Below are 17,120 nucleotides of genomic sequence, written 5' to 3'. Positions count from 1 at the left end.
CAGCCGGCAGCGTTTGTCGGTCAGTTCGGATAGCACGCGGGGGCTGATCGTGCCCGGAATGTCGGTGAGAAGTAGCAGCGCACCGGAGGCTCGCGTGTTCATGTGATTGCTGATAGGGGCGTATGTAGGCGTCATGGAAGCGGTCGGCGACGCCATCCGGCAGCACGGCTTCTCTCTTAAGAGCGGTCAGGATCTAGGGTGCCCGCATGAAGATCCGCGCAGCCGCAGCAGAGGACGCCAGAATCCTGGCCCTGCTGAATCCGCACGTTCATGCGGCCCACGCCGCCCGCCGCCCCGATGTCTACCGCGTCGACCCACCCGAAGAGGAACTGACCAACTACTTCGCGACTCTCCTGGTCAAAGACGTCACGCGTGCGTTCATCGCCGAGATTGATCGTCCAGTCGGATATGCCGTGGCTGCCATCGTGCGTCGCGAGGAAAACCCGTTCCTCCGCGCCGAATCCTTCATCCTCCTCAATCAGCTGGCGGTGGATCCACAAGCCGCCAGACGCGGGGTCGCGAGTCAGCTGATCGAGGCCGTGCGGGATGCGGGCAGGCTGGAGGGCTGCCGGCGGCTGCTAACCGACGTACTGGACTTCAACGAGGGCGCCAAGGCATTCTATGCGGCGGCCGGATTCGCTGAGTTGAAACACGTGCTGGAGCAGCCGCTTTGATGCTGTCATCAGGCCCGGATCATGCAGCCCGGTGAGGAAGGAACTCGATGGTCAGGTCCGCGTCCAGCGCAGCGGCCAGCCGTCTCAGTTCCCGAGCCCGCACACATTGCCGCGGCAGCGGTGCTCGGCACGGCGATCTACAGACCACCGGCCCTCGCCGAACCCATGCTGCTGTGGCTACACGTGCTGATCTTGCCCTGGGCTCGCCGGGCTCGCGCCGTGGAAGCAGGCGCAGCTACGCCGCGCCGTGGCCGGCCGGTGAGCAAGCCGTCGGCGTCGAGCCCGATGCCCATGGGTTCACCGCCAAGATCCACCTGATGGTGAACCCGTCGACGGGCGAGGGCCTTCACGTCCGCGCCTCGCCCAGATCGACGATGGCCAGTTCGATCGCCTTGATGGCGCTCGGCACGTTGGGGCAGTGCACCTATTCGGAGGGTGCAGTATTTTCTCGGATCAGGTGCCGTCGATCCAGTATTTCTGCAATCTGGCGATGGCCTCATCCTTGCTCATCGCCGCGACCGTCATCTCGTCGAGACCGACCCTTGAAATCAACATGAAGACGAGATCGGCGGGCAACGCCTCCGACGGCAGTTCAGGCACTCCGCGATCGGGTTTCACGTCATTCTGAACGCATGCCCAGAACGTCGCCTCATCCACCTGAAGCTGATCACGGAGAATGTGGCTCCAGATACCTGGACCATAGACGCTGCGATCGACCGGATGAGAGATCCGGGTCCTCAGTATCCTTCCGTCAGGAAGATCCAGCTCATACGTGACGTGGTGGCTGCCCGTTCCCCCCCGAGCGTTCCGTACCTGACGCCAGCCCTCGATCTGACAGAAGGAATCATGGTGGTCACGAGTGGGCTGTGGCCAGCTCATTGGACTGCCCCCACCAGCCATTCACGCAACTGATCGTCATCACTGAGGCTGATCAACTGCACGATCCCCCAGTTCTCACGGTGATTGGGAACGTCGAGCAGGTGATCCTGCCAGTCCTCGGCGTATTCACGCAGCCCTTCGACCATCTCCACAACAGCCTGATCGAAGGTCGCACCGTCCGCGGCGACCGGTAGCCCCGGGATGAAAATCGACCAACCGCCTGCCTCAGGAACCACCTGCGCATGAGAAGGAACGACCATCGCGAGGTAGTGACGCAGTCTTTCAACATCCACAAGGGCCGTCACAGCCGACTCGCGGCGCACTGTGGCCACGCGACCCTGTTCCGCCGCGTCCAGCAGCGCCTTGAGATGCGTACGAGCTTCGGTATAGCTGTCGAAGTGAACGGCGGCCATGGCGGTACCTCCAGCGAGAGTCGCTTCAGAATGCCAGCTCTACATAAGTACGTCAAGTACTTGACGTACTTAGACATGCTCGCCACGTTGTACGCAATGCGACAACCGTCGGCCGGGCACGGTCTCACTTTTCGAAGTCGTGTGCACGGATGCGCGAAGTGGCCTGCACGCTGACGGGCGTGCAGGCCCATGTGGACCCCCGCTCGGGTCCGTGCCACCAGCCGCAAAGTAACGCTGTGTAACTGCCCATATGCGTCTTGGCCATGGACTCCGCCGTGAGCCCTGGCCGCAAGGTTGTAAGTTCCGGTGATTAGTGGCCGAGAAGGTCCGGCGCTGTCTGGCCGCGCCGACGGTTGCTCAGCAGTGGACGCGAGACCGCCGTCGGCGCAGCCGTGGCGGTTGAGATCGAGGCACGGACCGTCATCGGCCGGCGGCTCAGGTCGGGCCTTGGACGTCGCGGCTGTGCAGAAGCAGGCCGCCGCCCAGGAGCGCCGCGGCGGCCCATCCGGCGGTCACCCCGAGACCGGCCCAGGGACTGATCGGCAGGCTGGGCAGATCGGTGGTGGCCTGGATGGTGAGCCCGGCGCTCATCGGCGCGATCTGCTGGAGCAGGCGCTGCCAGTTCGGATCGCCGATCGTCTGGGCGAGGATGGGGAACAGGTAGAGCAGACCGAGGACGACCCCGATACTGGTCGCCGAATCCCGCACGATGGCGGCGACGCCGAGGCTGAGCAAGGCGATCAGCGCCAGGTAGAGGATCGATCCGACGACCGCGCGCAGCGTGGGCCCGTCGGCAAGGGACAGGCCGGGGTAGCCGTGGCCGGGCAGGATGAGCCATGCGGCCAGCAGCGACCCGAGCACCGCGACGGTCCCGGCCGCGGCCGCGAGGCCGGTCAGGGTGACGGCCTTGGCCGCGAGCGCGGTGGCCCGATGCGGTATCGCCGCCAGCGTGGTGCGGATCATGCCGGAGCTGTACTCGCCGCTGATGACCAGCACAGCCAATATCGCGAGCGGCGCCTGGCCGAGCTGGACGCCGACAAGGCTGAGCTTGGTCGTGTCACCGCCGCAGCCACTGGCCGTGCAATTCACCACCGAAGCCGCCCCGACGCTCAGGGCCACCGTCGCCGCGACAGTAGCGAGCAGCAGCCACAAAGGACTGGCGACGGTCCGTATCTTCGTCCATTCCGCGTGCAATGCCAGTCTCATGCGTCCCTCCTGTGGAGAAGGACGGCGGCTACGGCCAGGCTTACCATCGCGTAGCTGGCCAGGACGGCGAACCCGGCCCACGGCGCCAGCGGGTAGTAGCCGTAGTACGGCGTGTAATTGCTTGCGACCTGGTCATATGGCACAAGCGTCTGCTGGACGGCGAAAGCTGCGCCCGGTGTCACCGTGGCCAGTCCCTTCGACACGCTCGCGGGCAAGAACGGGATCGCGATCAGGATGTAGGGCAGCACGATGGCCACGATGACGGTGGTCACCGCGCCCGCACTGTGCCGGAAGATGGCGCCGAGCGAGAGGGCCAGGACCGAGGCGGTCGCGAGCAGCGCCGCGGTCCCGAGCGCCACCCGCAGTTCGGTCGAGGGCGACACCGGGAAGATGTAGACGCCGTTGCCCCGGGCGAGGCGCTCACCGAGCGGAGTCGCGAGGATCGCTCCCACCAACCCGGCGACGAAGGTGACGGCCCACAACACGATTGTCTTGGCAACGAGCACTCGGCTTCGCCTCGGACTCGCGGCCAGGGTGAGGTGGATCATCTTGTTCTGATACTCCGCGGTGATGAACAGCACCCCCACGACGATCACCGCGATCAGCGCGGCGAACGTGCCGGTGAGGATGTCCCGGAGGTGGCCGGCGGTCGGCAGGGTGTCGCGGACAGCGGGCGCTATGTCGCCGGCGCCGGTCACCGTGAACCGGCCGTCGGATTCCGTGAACGAACCCGCGGTGTTCGCCGGGTAGCCGGCGAAGCTGGGGGATTCGGCTCCCACCTGACCGCCTGTCCAGTCGCCACCAGCCCAGCCTCCCTGGGTACGAAGATCCCCGAAGGTGGCCGTGGATACACTGCCGGCCGTGCCTCCGCCGCCCGCGGCAGGTGGAGACGCGACGAACAGCCCGACCTGCGCGGTCGATCCAAGCCCTCTCATCTGCGTGGTGCCCACCTTGGTCCATTTCGTGCCGTCGGTGGAGGCATAGCCGGTGATCGTGTCGCCCGAGCGGTCCAGTCGCAGCCAGCGGGGGGATGCGGCGGCGACCTGACCAGGGGGGCCGGCCGTGTCGTTGACGTAGTTGTCCTGCATCCGTACGCCGTGGCTGCCGGTGGCCATGATCGCCGCGTAGGGTGATCCCTGGCGCGTGCTCTCCTTGATGATGAGCCCGGCCTTCGCCCACGGCACGGTGCCGGGCCGCAAGTTCCCGGGACCCTTTGGGATGCTGCTCTTGAGCGCGGAGACGGAGACGGTGATGCTGCCGTTTCCAGCCAGCGGCTGGTGCACGAAGTAGTAGCTGTCGGTAACCGGCTCACCGCCCGGTCCGATCGGAACGGGCGGTGCACTCTTCTGATCGCTGCTGATCCCGGCGAGCAGGGCGAACAGCACCATCATCAGTGCCGCCACCACCGTGCCGGTCACCCAGCCCCGGACCGTCCGGAACTTGGTCCATTCCGCGTGCAGCAACTGGAGGAAGCCGTCCCGCCTGATCCGTTGGCCAGGACGGTGTGGCGTGACGGTTGAGGTCACCGTGATACCTCCGTAGGCGTCGCGGCGCGGAACTCGACCGCCGCGCGGGTGAGCTCCAGGTAAACGTCCTCGAGGGTGGCGCGGTGTGCCGATACCTCGGAGAACGGCACCGCGCTCTGGTTGAGCAGCGTCACTATCCGGTCCGCGGGCAGGCCGGAGACGGTGATGGTGCCGCGGTCGGTGGCCATCACGTTCGCTCCGGCGTGCGCGAGCACTCTCATCGCGTGCGTCCCGGCCGTGGTCCGCAGGGCCACCCGGTTCCTGGAGGCGGCCGCGATCAGGTCGGCCACGCCGGCGTTGGCGATGGCCTTGCCGCGCCCGACCACGACGAGATGGTCAGCCGTGTCTTGCACCTCGCTCATCAGGTGGCTGGAGACCAGCACGGCGCGGCCCTGAGCGGCCAGCGACCGCAGGAATCGGCGCATCCAGATGATGCCGTCGGGGTCCATGCCGTTGAACGGCTCATCGAGCATGATGATCGGCGGGTCGCCCAGCAGGGCGGCGGCGATTCCGAGCCGCTGGCGCATGCCGAGCGAGTAGCCGCCGGCCTTGCGCCGGGCCGCCGAGGTCAGGCCGACCTGCTCGATCACCTGGTCCACTCGCCGCGCGGCCAGGCCCTGCGCGTGCGCCAGCCACAGCAGGTGGTTGCGCCCGCTGCGGCCGGGGTGCAGCGCCGCCGCGTCCAGCAGTGAACCGACGTGGTTCAGCGGACGCCGCAGGCTGTGGTACGGCATGCCGTCGATGAGTGCGGTGCCCTCCTCGACCGCGTCCAGGCCCAGGATCACCCGCATCGTGGTGGACTTCCCGGCCCCGTTCGGCCCTACGAAGCCGGTCACCAGCCCCGGGCGGACGGAAAAGGACATGCCGTCGAGGGCCAGGGTCGCCCCATACCGCTTGCGCAGCCCGGCGACGACGATCCCCGGGGCGCTCATCGCAGCGAGCTCCCGGTTCGAAATGAATTCATGCCGATGGTTGTACGCGGCACCCGGTTCCAGCCGGGTCGCGGCGGCTGCGACCCGGCTGCGACCGGGAATCTGGCATCGTTGGCGCATGGCACCTCGACCCGGCGGCCGGTTGGGCCGCCCTGCCCGTACGACGACCGGCGGTGATTGGTGGTGAGGGTCCTGGTCGTCGAGGACTTCGAGGTCCTCGCCCGCTCCATCGGAACCGGGCTGCGCCGCGAGGGCATGGCCGTCGACGTCGTCCTGGACGGCACCGCCGCCCTGGACCGCCTGGCCGTCACCCGCTACGACGTGGTGATCCTCGACCGCGACCTGCCCGGCGTCCACGGGGACGAGATCTGCCGGCGGCTCGCCCACGGCCGCTGTGAGACCCGCGTCCTGATGCTCACCGCCTCCGGCACGATCGAGGACCGCGTCGACGGGCTCGGCCTCGGCGCCGACGACTACCTGCCCAAGCCGTTCGCGTTCGCCGAACTGGTCGCCCGCGTCCGTGCCCTGGCCCGCCGCGCCACCCCGCCGCTCCCGCCCGCCCTGGCATGCGGGGACATCACCCTCGATCCGGCCCGCCGTGTCGCGTTCCGGGCCGGGCGGCGCCTTGAGTTGAGCCCCAGGGAGTTCTCCCTGCTTGAATGCCTGCTCGCCACGCCTGGCCTGGTCATCTCCGCTGAGGAGCTGCTCGAGCGCGTCTGGGACGAGGCCGCCGACCCCTTCAGCAGTGCCGTCAAGCACGCCATGCACCGGTTGCGGACCAAGCTCGGCGACCCGCCCGTGATCGAGACCATCCGCGAAGGCGGCTACCGCATCGGATCGTCATGACTTCCCGGCAGCCGGCCAGAAGGTCCCTGCAGGCGCGGCTCGCGCTCGCCTACGCGGCGGGCATCTACGCCGCCGGGGTCTTCGTGCTCGTCATGGTCGCCGTCCCGCTGGCCAGCATCGATGCGGCCACCCCCAAGGGCCGGCCCGCATCGAGCGCGATCACCGAAACCGGGCCCGGGATCAGCCTGCCCCAGCTCCTCATCGGATCCGCCGTCGCCCTCGTCGTCCTGATTCCCGTCGCATTGGGTCTCGGCTGGTACGTCGCCGGCCGGTTCCTGCGCCCGCTGCGCGCCATCACCGCCACCGCCCAAGTCATCTCCGCCGGAGACCTCCACCGGCGTCTCGACCTCGGCGAGCCCACGGACGAGCTGACCGAACTCGGCCACACCATCGACGACCTGTTCGCCCGCCTGCAAGCCTCCTTCGACGCCCAACGCCACTTCGTCGCCAACGCCTCCCACGAACTGCGCACCCCGCTCGCCGGCCTGCGCACCCTCCTCGAAGTCGCCCTCGCCGACCCCGACGCCGACACCGACACCCTGCGCTCGGCCTGCCAGGACGCCCTCGCGCTCGGCGCACACCAGGAGCGGCTCGTCGACGCACTGCTCGCCCTGGCCACCAGCGAACGCGGCGTCACCCGCCGGGACACCCTCGACCTCGCCCACATCGTCGAAGAAGTGCTCGCCACCCGCCGCAAGCAAGCGAGGCAGAAAGGCATCGACCTCGCCGAACACCTGACGCCTGCCGTGACAGCCGGGGATCTGAAACTGATCGAAAGCCTCGTCGCCAACCTCATCGACAACGCCATCCGCCACAACCACGCAGGCGGGCACGTCCAGATCGTCACGCAGACCTGCGGCACTCAGGTGGCCCTCACGGTCACCAACACAGGGCCGGTGATCCCCGGCGACCAGGTCCAGCGCCTCTTCCAGCCCTTCCAGAGGCTGGCCCCGGATCGTTACGGCCGACGCGACGGCTACGGTCTCGGCCTCGCCATCGTCGATGCCGTCGCCCAGGCTCACCACGCCACCCTCACCGCCGGCGCACGCCCCGAAGGCGGCTTGTCCATCACCGTGCGGTTCGCGCACGGATCTCATCCGAACCTTCCCTAACGTCAGGGGACGACTGCGCGGGGGCGGCAGCTGCCACCCGCATCGCAGCGCTGAATGGCGGTACCGCAGCGCGTGTCGGCTCGTTATCGCCACTGGCCGATTTGTTGCTGCTTAAGGGTCCACTCACCGCTGGTGCTCGTGCGGGCGCGGCGGCCGAACCGGCCGCCGGGTCGGGGTGCCATGCGTCAACGATGCCAGACCCTCGGTCGCAGCCGGGTCGCAGCTGCTGCGACCCGGCTGGAACCGGGTGCCGCGTACAACCGTCGGCATGAGTTCATTCACGCCTCACCGATCCAGCCAACGGGCCGGGCGGGACGGCTTTCCCCAGATGCTGCGTGCGGAGTGGACCAGGTCCCGCTCCGCGCGGGGCTGGGCGCTTGCCATGGCGGCCTCCGTGCTGATCACCGTGTCGCTCGGATTGCTGATCGCCGGAGGCGCCCGCAGCACCTGCGTGACGGGGAAAGGCGAGGGCCCCTGCCCCGCGCCTTTGCTGGGACCCGATGGCACAGCGGTCAGCGACAAGTACTACTTCATCCACCAGCCGCTCAAGGGGAACGGCAGCATCACCGCCCGTGTGTCGGACATGACCGGGCAGATCCGGCTGCCGGACGCCGTACCCGGGGTGCGCAACGTCAAGGAGGGGGTGGTGCCGTGGGCGAAGGCCGGGCTCCTGGTCAGGCAGAGCCTCAAACAGGGCACACCGTATGCCGCCGTCATGCTCACCGGAGCACACGGCGTGCGGATGCAGCACAACTTCACCCACGACGTGCCCGGCGGTCCTCACAACGGCCCGCAGTGGCTGCGGCTGACCAGGTCGGGCGACACCATCACCGGCTACGAGTCAGACGACGGCAAGACCTGGACCGCGGTCAGCCCGGTCAAGCTGACCGGGCTGCCGGAGACGGTCGAGATCGGGCTGTTCGCCACCTCACCAGGCGCCTTGTGGGACATGGCGCAAGCCTTCGCCCAGGCCACCGCCACCTTCGACCAGATCAAGCTGCAGGGCGCGAACGGTTCGTGGCGCCGCGACGACGTCGGCGTCGTCCTGGAGTCCGACGGCAAGACCCCGCACCACCCGGGGGGAGTCGTCGAGTCCGGCGACAAGCTCATCGTGACCGGGGGTGGCGACATCGGGCCCGCCACGGTAGAGGGCGGTCTGCGCGCTGACCTCCTGCTGATCGGCGGGGCCCTGGGGCTGATCCCGGTGCTCGTGGCGGCGGTCACGTTCTTCACGACGGAATACCGGCGCAGGCTGATCGGGACCAGCCCGCCGGCCGAGCCGCATCCGGGGCGGCTGCTGGCGGCCAAGGCCGTGGTGGTCGGCGTGGTCGCGTTCGTGGCGGGGCTGGTGACCTCGGGGGTCGTGGTCCCCGTCGGCCTGGCGATGTTGCGTGCCAATCAGAACCCGATCCAGCCGATCAGTCTGGGTACCGAGCTGCGGGTGATCGTCGGCTACGCGGCGCTGACCGCAGCCGCCGCCGTGCTGGCCCTGGGCCTGGCCGCGCTGGTCAAGCGGGGCATCGTCGCCATCGGGCTGGCCGTCGCGCTGGTCGTCGTGCCCTACCTACTGGCGACCGCGGGCCTGGCGCCATGGCTGCTGGCGGTCACTCCTGCCGCCGGGTTCGCGATCACGCAGAGCGTCCCCACGTTCGTGCATGTCGACGTGGCTCAGTCGGTGCTCGGCGGCTATTATCCGCTCTCGCCATGGGCGGGTTTGACCGTGACCTGCGCATATGCCGCCATCGCCCTCGGGGCGGCGATCGTGAAGAGGGCGGCGTGATCATTCGGGTAGTGATCGCCGATGACCAACCCGCCGTCCACGAGGCACTACGCATGACGCTGGACGGCGCGCCTGACCTTGAGGCGGTCGGTCAGGCGGCCGATGGATCCGAGGTCGTGCACCAAGCGCTGTGGCGACTCCCCGACGTGGTAGTGATGGACCTGCGTATGCCGCATGTCGACGTGCTCTGCGCGATCCGGAAAACTCGACGACGTGCAGCCACCACCGGGTGATCCCGCTGACGACGTTCGGCACGGACGAGTATGTGTTCGGCGCACTCCAGTCGAAGGCCTCGGGTTCCTGCTCAAGGACAGCGCTCCAGAGCTGCTGGAGGTGGTACGGGCGCTGCACTGCGGGTACGGGCTGGAGGATCCGCAGGTCACCACCGGGCTGATCCACCGCTTCGCGCGGCTGTCACCCGCGTCCGCTACCGAGGCGCAAGAGCGGCTCACCGCTCGTGAGCTCGAGGTGCTCCGGCAACTGGCCGGAGGGCTCAGCAACGCAGAAATAGCCACCGCATTGACGATCGAGGAAGGCACGGTCAAAGCACACGTCTCCCGCGTCCTGGCCAAGCTCGGAGTGCGTACCCGCGTGCACGCGGTGATCTACGCCTACGAGCACGGCCTGGCCCCGCGCCACCCAAACCCGCCCGCTCCATATCTGGATCAGGCGCCCATAAGACACCGCACAGAGAATGGAGCGCCACGACCGCCGCGTCGAAGTCCAGCAGCATCTGATGATCGTGGCAGGGCGTGGCCAGCGATCAGTCGGCCAGAGCCACCGTGGCCGACAGAACAGTCGCGGTGAGGAGCAGGCGTCGCCAGGCCGGGATCGGCAGGCAGGCCGCCATGCTCAGCGCCGCCACGCCGAGCTCCCTGCGTGGCCTTACCCCTCATGAAGACGAGCAGGTGCTTCCCACCGCAGGCAGCTGTCCGGTGAAGAGATAGTGGTTCACATACCGGCGCACGCAGGACTGTCCTGACACGTACAGGCTGTGGCCTCCGTCCGCAGGCAGATAGCGCGCGCCGGGCAACTGCGCCGCGACCCTTCGGCCCTCGTTGGGGGGCGTGTTGTCGTCGTACTCACCGTTGCTGATCAGAATGGGTGGCAGGCCGGCGGCCTTGATCGGGTGCGGGGCGAAGTTCTTGACCGGAGGCAGGCCACCGCACTGGTTGGCCATCACCCACACGTACCGCCACCCCACCCGCGGTGCGACCCGCCGCAGCTGCGCTTCTGCCACCTTCAACTTCCCGTACGCGGTGGGATACGGGAAGTCGGCGCACAGCGCGATACGGGAGAAATCGGAGGGGGGAGTGGGGATGGGCTGGGCCAGCAGGGAAGCGTCGCCTTGAGATGCCTGGGCCAGGGCGTCGGCCAGGCGGGGCCATTGGGGCTCCAGGCCGAACCAGGCGCGCGAGACGATGAAGGACGCGTTCACCGTGACCTCTTGTCCTGCCCCGGGCGCTGGGATTGGTTGTTTGCTCGCCTTGGCGATCAGTTCGTCCCAGAGGGTGACGACGTCCCGGCCGTGCAGGGCGCAGGTCTTCTCATCTTGGCACCACGATGCGAACCTGTGCAGGTTGCTCTCCAGCGCCCGGGCGCGGGGCAGGAGCCCGTCCAGTACGGACCGGTTGGTGTGGTCCCGGACGCTGTCGAGGTACATCCGGCCTACCCTGTCCGGGAAGAGCTCCGCGTAGGCCTGCCCGAGGACGGTGCCGTAGGAGGTGCCGAAGTAGGTGAGCTTGGGCTCATCCAGCGCCGCCCTGATCGCGTCCATATCGTGGGCCTTTTGCCAGGAGTTCACGTGGCCGGCCAGCGGCCCGGCTGCCGCGGTGCACTCCTGACCGAAACGGCGGTTCTTCACCGTGTAGGCCGTATAGGAGGCCCGGTCTGGATAGACCCACGCTTCGGTGTGCGGCGCGGGAACGGGGCAGGAGATACCACTGCTGCGCCCGAACCCGCGCGGGTCGAAGACGACCACGTCGAACTGCTGAGCCAGATCGGCGAAAGCCGCCCGGCCGGCGCGGAAGGCCCCGATCTGCGGGGCGGGACCGCCGAGGTTGACCAGGAGGGTCCCCTTCTTGCGCGCCTGATCCACGGCGGGCAGCATGGCCAGGCCGAGCGTGATCCGCTCGCCATCGCGGGGGCGGGTCCAGTCGGCAGGCACGCCCAATTGGCCGCAGCGCATACCGTCGCCGCAGTCCTGCCAGGTCAAGGCCGAGTCAGCGCTCGCTGCCGCAGGTACGCAAAGCCTTCGAAGGTGAGCCTGTCCAGCGCGGCGACGGCGTCGGGGACCGGGCGGGGGGTCATCGGCTCCGCCGTAGCGGTGAGCCCGGCGAACCTCGTGGACTCGTTCCAAACGGCATCCGTGTTCAGCGCAGCTGATCATGAGGGGCAGCGCGGCGAGCAGGAGGATGCCGCGGTCGGCTGGGCAGGTGGGGCAGACCCGTCGTGCCGTCCGCCATGGGCGGCTGCGCGCTGGCAGCCAGGGCACCCAGTGGTTGACGACGTGATATCCGGCCCGGCCCGGCGGCAGCAGTACCGAGTCCTGCCGGACATAGGCAGAGAATGCCTTCTGGCCGTCGGCGGGATCCAGGGTGTCGGCCAGCCACGGCACACACCCGGAGATCGTCATCCGGCGCAGCCGGCCTACCGCGATGCCGGTCCGCGCGGTGAGCGCGCGTAAGACGGCAGCGGGCGCCTGGTAGTCCAGGTCTGCGTCGCGTGGGCGTACGACGTCGAACTGCGCTGACGCCGGACCGAGGTTATGGGTCAGCAGCTGTTCGACCGACAGGCGGTACAGCCCGGCCAGACGGCCGAGCCAGGAGGTGAGCGCCTCGCCGGGGGCGGGCTCGGGGTGCACGGGCCAGCGGCGCGCTCCGTCCGGCACGCCCGCGCTCCTCACAGCAGCTCGCGTTCGAACTTGCGGCGCCGCTCGGTTGGCCCGGCGTAGCCGGCCAGCAGCAGGGTGCGCTGGGTGATGGCCTCCTCGCCGGACTCGATCGCCGCGACGGCGGCCTCGGTGAGCAGCGCGGCCAACTCTCCAATGGTGCCCTCGCTGCGGGCCAGCAGATAGTCGGTCATCTCCGTGGTGGCCAGGTAGGAGGGGCGGCGCAGCGGGAAGGCGGCGGCGAAGCTGGCCAGCAGCATGCTCGCCTCCCGGCCGGCCTCCCAGCGCGGCAGCACGAACGGAGCGAAGCGGTTCTCCAGCTGGTCATCAGAGCGGATCACCAGGTAGGCGTCCCGGGTACCGACGCCGACCAGCGGGATCTTCAGCTCGTTGCCCAGGAAGCGCAGCAGATTGAGGAACTCGCGACGCACCCCATCCCGCCCGGCCAGCACGTTGTGCAGTTCGTCGATCACCAGCATCCGCACGCCGGCCTGCCGCAGCAGCCGCACCGCGAGCTGCTCCAGCTCGGCCAGCCGCTGCCGGGGCCGCAGCGGCGCGCCAAGCGCGCTCAACAGCGCGGTGTAGAAGCGGGCCACGTGCGGATCGGAGGGCATCTGCACGACCAGCACCGGGACCTGTTCGCGATCCGGGTGCGAGATCGGCGGGTGCGAGCGCCGGAACTTCTCCACGATCCCTGGCGCTCCTCGAGGTCGGCCCACTCTGATACTGACCGGTCTCGGGGATCGGCCCTGGCCCAGGAGTAGACGTCGGCCCTGTGGCGGAGGGACATCGGACGTGGCCGGCGGCCGGCCTGCCGTGCCTGTCGCAGGCATGCGGCGCTGTAACGGAGATCAACTATCGCCACCGATCGCCATGGGGCTCTCCTGCCGAGAACCGGACGAACGATGTGATGGGCAGTGCGGGACATGAGGCTCCCTGGGTAGCACCGCCAGGTATGTCCTGGCGCACTACTTGAAGCCGGTCGGTCCCGTTGATCGCTGCTGAGTCATGGCCGGACCATAGCATCGCTGGCGGTGAGGTCCTTGGCCCGAATCGTTGATGCAGCGGGTCAGCAGGTTCCTGCCGCTCCACCTGGCCCCAAAGTCGTCGAGGGGGATCTGGAACCAAGTCCAGATCCCCCTCGCGACCAGAGCCTTAGCTGGTCAGGCCGAGTGTTGCAGCAACGGCAACTGCGCCTATGTCTAGCTGCAGCCGCTGGTGGAGCCGCAGCCCTCGCAGACGTAGCAGCTGCCCGCCGGGCGCATCTTGGTGCCGCAGGTCATGCAGAGCGGGGCGTCGGCGGTGATGCGCTGGTGGTTCTCCAGCGTGAACTCCCGCACCGGCTCCGGCTCTGCCTTCTGCTCCGCCTCCTGCTTCGCCTCGATCGGCGCCGACTGGGCGAGCGCCTCGCGGTCGACCGCCTCCTGGAGCGCGGCCGGGTCCTCGCCGCGCTGCTGCGCGGCACGCTCGGCCGCCGAGAAGATGCCCAGCGCCGCCCGCTCGTCGTAGGGCAGGTGGTCGAGGGCCAGGCGGCGGAAGATGTAGTCCATCACCGAGGTGGCCATCCGGATGTCGGGGTCGTCCGTCATCCCGGCGGGCTCGAAGCGCATGTTGACGAACTTGCTCATGTACGTCTCGAGCGGCACGCCGTACTGGAGCCCTATCGAGATCGCCACGGAGAAGGCGTCCATGACGCCCGCCAGCGTCGAACCCTGCTTGGACATCTTCAGGAAGACCTCGCCGAGCCCGTCGTCGGGGTAGGACGAGGCGGTCATGTAGCCCTTGGCGCCGCCGACCGTGAAGCGGGTGGTCATGCTCGGCCGCTGGTTGGGCATCCTGCGCCTGGTGGGCCGGTTGACCTCGATGACCCGGACCTCGGGCTCGGCGATCTCGGCCGCCTTGTCGGCCTTGTCAGCCTTCTCGGCTTCCTTCTTGCTGCCGCCGGCCGACAGCGGCTGGCCGACCTTGCAGTTGTCGCGGTAGACCGCCAGCGCCTTGAGGCCGAGCCGCCAGCCCTCCAGGTAGACCTGCTCGATGTCGTCGATCGTGGCCGACTCCGGCAGGTTGACCGTCTTGGAGATCGCGCCGGACAGGAACGGCTGCGCGGCGGCCATCATGCGGACGTGACCCATCGGGGCGATGGCCCGCTCGCCCATCGCGCAGTCGAACACCTCGTAGTGCTCCCTGCGCAGGCCGGGGGCGTCGACGACGTGGCCGTGCTCGGCGATGTACTCGACGATGGCCTCGATCTGCTCCTGCTGGTAGTTGAGCTGCCTGAGCGCGCGCGGGATCGTCTGGTTGACGATCTGCATGGAGCCGCCGCCGACGAGCTTCTTGAACTTGACCAGCGCCAGGTCGGGCTCGATGCCGGTGGTGTCGCAGTCCATCATCAGGCCGATGGTGCCCGTGGGCGCGAGCAGGCTGGCCTGGGCGTTGCGGTAGCCGTTCTTCTCGCCGGCCTTGAGGCACTCCGACCACTGACGGGACGCCTCGGCGTGGATCTTGGCGTCCATCGAGCCGACCGTGCGCAGGTCGTCGTTGGCGGCGGCGTGCTTGCGCATGATCCGCTTGTGCGGCTCGGCGTTGCGGGCGTAGCCGTCGTACGGGCCGACGACCCCGGCCAGCTCGGCGCTGCGCCGGTAGGACACACCGGTCATCAGCGACGTGATCGCCCCGGCGACCGCGCGGCCGCCGTCGGAGTCGTAGGCGTGGCCGGTGGCCATGAGCAGTGCGCCCAGGTTCGCGTAGCCGATGCCGAGCTGGCGGTAGGCGCGGGTCGTCTCGCCGATCTTCTCGGTCGGGAAGTCGGCGAACGTGATCGACACGTCCATGGCCGTGATGATCAGCTCGGTCAGCTTGACGAAGTTCGCGACGTCGAAGGTGTCGTCGTCCCGCAGGAACTTCAGCAGGTTGATGCTGGCCAGGTTGCAGGAGGAGTTGTCGAGGTGGACGTACTCGCTGCAGGGGTTGCTGGCGGTGATGCGCCCGGTCTCCGGGGTGGTGTGCCAGTCGTTGATCGTGTCGTCGTACTGGACGCCGGGGTCGGCGCACTCCCAGGCGGCCTTGGCCATCTTGCGGAACAGCTCCCGCGCGTCGACCTTCTCGATCACCTCGCCGGTCAGACGGCCGCGCAGGGCGAAGTCGTCACCCTTCTCGACCGCGTGCATGAACTCCTCGGAGACGCGCACCGAGTTGTTGGCGTTCTGGTACTGGACCGAGACGATGTCCTTGCCGCCCAGGTCCATGTCGAACCCGGCGTCGCGCAGCGCGCGGACCTTGTCCTCCTCGCGGGCCTTGGTCTCGACGAACTCCACGATGTCGGGGTGGTCGACGTCGAGCACGACCATCTTGGCCGCCCGGCGGGTGGCGCCGCCGGACTTGATGGTGCCCGCGCTCGCGTCGGCGCCGCGCATGAACGAGACCGGCCCGCTGGCCGTGCCGCCGCTGGACAGGAGCTCCTTCGAGGAGCGGATGCGGGACAGGTTGACCCCCGAGCCCGAGCCGCCCTTGAAGATCACGCCCTCTTCCTTGTACCAGTCGAGGATCGACTCCATCGTGTCGTCCACGGCCAAGATGAAGCAGGCGCTTACTTGCTGAGGGCTCGCGGTGCCCACGTTGAACCACACCGGCGAGTTGAACGCGAACACCTGGTGCGTCAACGCGTGCTTCAACTCGTGGTCGAAGATCTCGGCATCCTCGTCGGTGGCGAAGTAGCCGTGCTCCACCGCGGTCTTGGTGTAGACGCCGACGACCCGGTCGACCAACTGCTTCAGACTCCACTCACGCTGCGGGGTGCCCACAGCGCCGCGGAAGTATTTGGTCGTGACGATGTTGGCCGCGTTGACCGACCAGAACTCGGGAAACTCGACGCCCCGCTGCTCGAAATTGATCGAGCCGTCGCGCCAATTGGTCATGACGACGTCGCGGCGCTCCCACTGGATGTCGTCATATGGGTGCACACCGGGCTTGGTGAAGATGCGCTTCATCTTGAGCCCCTTACGCGGACGCTTGCCTCCGCGCGTGACTGAACCGCTGGCCGTCTCCGTCATGACTCCCCCTTCTCCGCCTTCAACTGTTCGATCTCGGCCTCGAAGTCCGCCAGGCTCTCGAAACCGCGATATACCGATGCGAATCGCAAGTAGGCCACCTCGTCCAACTCCCGCAACGGGCCCAGGATCGCCAGCCCCACCTCGTTGGAGGGGAGCTCGGCGGCACCCTTGGCCCGGATGGCCTCCTCGACGCGCTGGCCCAACTGAGCCAGCGAATCCTCGCTCACCGGCCTGCCCTGGCAGGCCCGTCGCACGCCCGCGACGACCTTGTCACGCGAGAACGGCTCGGTCACTCCGCTGCGCTTGCTCACCATCAGCAGTACGGTCTCCTGCGTGGTGAACCGGCGCCCGCATTCCGGACAGGTACGGCGGCGGCGGATGGCCGCGCCGTCCTCTGTCGAGCGGCTGTCGATGACCCTCGTGTCAGGATGACGACAGAACGGACAGTGCACGTTTGCTCGCCCTCCTCGACCATGCGGTCACCACAGACGTAAAGCACTGTTCTGCGTACGCTCGCGCACGCCCCACGGCTTGCCATGGTGCGGTCAGAGAAACACAATTTGTGGTGAACTACATCGGTGTAACTACTAGATGTTGTGGTCCAACCGTAGAAGCGAGCGACCATGAACGCAAGTTGGACGGAGGCTTGCCGCCTAAGTCGCTGATCAGCGCAGCCACCTTGGTCCGGCTCGGGCGTGTCGTCGTCAACACCGGCCGGTGGGGGTGTGTTCCTCGCCTCGCTGGTCACGTTGGTTGGCCGGTCTCACGTGGGTGAACACGGCTCACAGACATCTCTTGCGGCGCATCCGTACG

At 68.2% G+C, this 17,120-nt stretch carries 14 protein-coding genes and 1 pseudogene; 6 read left to right on the top strand and 9 right to left on the bottom strand.

What is annotated here, in order from left to right:
• Positions 1–206: 206 nt before the first annotated feature.
• Positions 207–674 carry a GNAT family N-acetyltransferase gene (locus AB0H88_RS25300; protein WP_357648385.1) on the top strand — a complete coding sequence of 156 codons (468 nt, stop codon included), beginning with the start codon at positions 207–209 and terminating at the stop codon, positions 672–674.
• 453 nt (positions 675–1,127) lie between these two features.
• Here AB0H88_RS25300 and AB0H88_RS25295 read toward each other — a convergent pair whose 3' ends face one another.
• The 5 genes from AB0H88_RS25295 to AB0H88_RS25275 form a co-directional block, all read right to left on the bottom strand.
• Positions 1,128–1,553 carry a cytotoxic translational repressor of toxin-antitoxin stability system gene (locus tag AB0H88_RS25295; RefSeq protein ID WP_357648383.1) on the bottom strand — a complete coding sequence of 142 codons (426 nt, stop codon included), beginning with the start codon at positions 1,551–1,553 and terminating at the stop codon, positions 1,128–1,130.
• Positions 1,550–1,966: a prevent-host-death protein gene (locus AB0H88_RS25290; protein ID WP_357648382.1), complete on the bottom strand. Its 417-nt coding sequence runs from the start codon at positions 1,964–1,966 to the stop codon at positions 1,550–1,552. The genes AB0H88_RS25295 and AB0H88_RS25290 overlap by 4 nt, the downstream gene beginning before the upstream one ends.
• A gap of 435 nt (positions 1,967–2,401) precedes the next feature.
• On the bottom strand, positions 2,402–3,172 hold the full coding sequence (locus AB0H88_RS25285; protein WP_357648380.1) for an ABC transporter permease: 771 nt from the start codon (positions 3,170–3,172) through the stop codon (positions 2,402–2,404).
• The gene (locus tag AB0H88_RS25280) at positions 3,169–4,698 is read right to left on the bottom strand and encodes an ABC transporter permease subunit (protein ID WP_357648378.1); all 1,530 of its coding nucleotides are present in this window, start codon (positions 4,696–4,698) and stop codon (positions 3,169–3,171) included. The genes AB0H88_RS25285 and AB0H88_RS25280 overlap by 4 nt, the downstream gene beginning before the upstream one ends.
• On the bottom strand, positions 4,695–5,630 hold the full coding sequence (locus AB0H88_RS25275) for an ATP-binding cassette domain-containing protein (protein ID WP_357648376.1): 936 nt from the start codon (positions 5,628–5,630) through the stop codon (positions 4,695–4,697). The genes AB0H88_RS25280 and AB0H88_RS25275 overlap by 4 nt, the downstream gene beginning before the upstream one ends.
• Before the next feature lie 183 nt (positions 5,631–5,813).
• On the opposite strand from AB0H88_RS25275, the gene AB0H88_RS25270 reads away from it, so the two are divergent.
• From AB0H88_RS25270 to AB0H88_RS25250, 5 genes are all read left to right on the top strand, one after another.
• Complete coding sequence (locus AB0H88_RS25270; protein ID WP_357648374.1) at positions 5,814–6,476, top strand: response regulator transcription factor; 663 nt, start codon at positions 5,814–5,816, stop codon at positions 6,474–6,476.
• A complete protein-coding gene (locus AB0H88_RS25265; RefSeq protein WP_357648372.1) occupies positions 6,473–7,588 on the top strand; it encodes a HAMP domain-containing sensor histidine kinase in 1,116 nt (371 codons plus the stop codon). Before AB0H88_RS25270 ends, AB0H88_RS25265 begins: the two co-directional genes overlap by 4 nt.
• 268 nt (positions 7,589–7,856) lie before the next feature.
• The gene (locus tag AB0H88_RS25260; RefSeq protein WP_357648370.1) at positions 7,857–9,368 is read left to right on the top strand and encodes a hypothetical protein; all 1,512 of its coding nucleotides are present in this window, start codon (positions 7,857–7,859) and stop codon (positions 9,366–9,368) included.
• Positions 9,369–9,379: 11 nt separating this feature from the next.
• Positions 9,380–9,601, top strand: a complete 222-nt coding sequence (locus AB0H88_RS25255; protein ID WP_357648368.1) for a response regulator transcription factor — start codon at positions 9,380–9,382, stop codon at positions 9,599–9,601.
• A complete protein-coding gene (locus AB0H88_RS25250; RefSeq protein WP_357648367.1) occupies positions 9,543–10,175 on the top strand; it encodes a response regulator transcription factor in 633 nt (210 codons plus the stop codon). Before AB0H88_RS25255 ends, AB0H88_RS25250 begins: the two co-directional genes overlap by 59 nt.
• Positions 10,176–10,260: 85 nt before the next feature.
• Here the strand turns inward: AB0H88_RS25250 and AB0H88_RS25245 are convergent, their stop codons facing one another.
• The 4 genes and pseudogenes from AB0H88_RS25245 to nrdR form a co-directional block, all read right to left on the bottom strand.
• On the bottom strand, positions 10,261–12,258 hold the full coding sequence (locus AB0H88_RS25245) for an alpha/beta fold hydrolase (protein ID WP_357648365.1): 1,998 nt from the start codon (positions 12,256–12,258) through the stop codon (positions 10,261–10,263).
• 11 nt (positions 12,259–12,269) lie between these two features.
• A pseudogene (locus AB0H88_RS25240) lies at positions 12,270–12,950 on the bottom strand (TniB family NTP-binding protein); the annotation flags it as partial.
• A 510-nt stretch (positions 12,951–13,460) separates the two neighbouring features.
• A complete protein-coding gene (locus AB0H88_RS25235) occupies positions 13,461–16,307 on the bottom strand; it encodes a vitamin B12-dependent ribonucleotide reductase (RefSeq protein ID WP_357648363.1) in 2,847 nt (948 codons plus the stop codon).
• A complete protein-coding gene (gene nrdR, locus AB0H88_RS25230; protein ID WP_214636146.1) occupies positions 16,304–16,759 on the bottom strand; it encodes a transcriptional regulator NrdR in 456 nt (151 codons plus the stop codon). The genes AB0H88_RS25235 and nrdR overlap by 4 nt, the downstream gene beginning before the upstream one ends.
• Between the last annotated feature and the right edge of the window lie 361 nt (positions 16,760–17,120).

Origin of the sequence: Nonomuraea sp. NPDC050680 (genome assembly GCF_040654555.1) — a bacterium.
In the GTDB taxonomy this organism is placed as follows: domain Bacteria; phylum Actinomycetota; class Actinomycetes; order Streptosporangiales; family Streptosporangiaceae; genus Nonomuraea.
The sequence above is the reverse complement of the archived record's forward strand: the minus strand, read 5'-3'. Positions and strand labels throughout refer to the sequence as shown.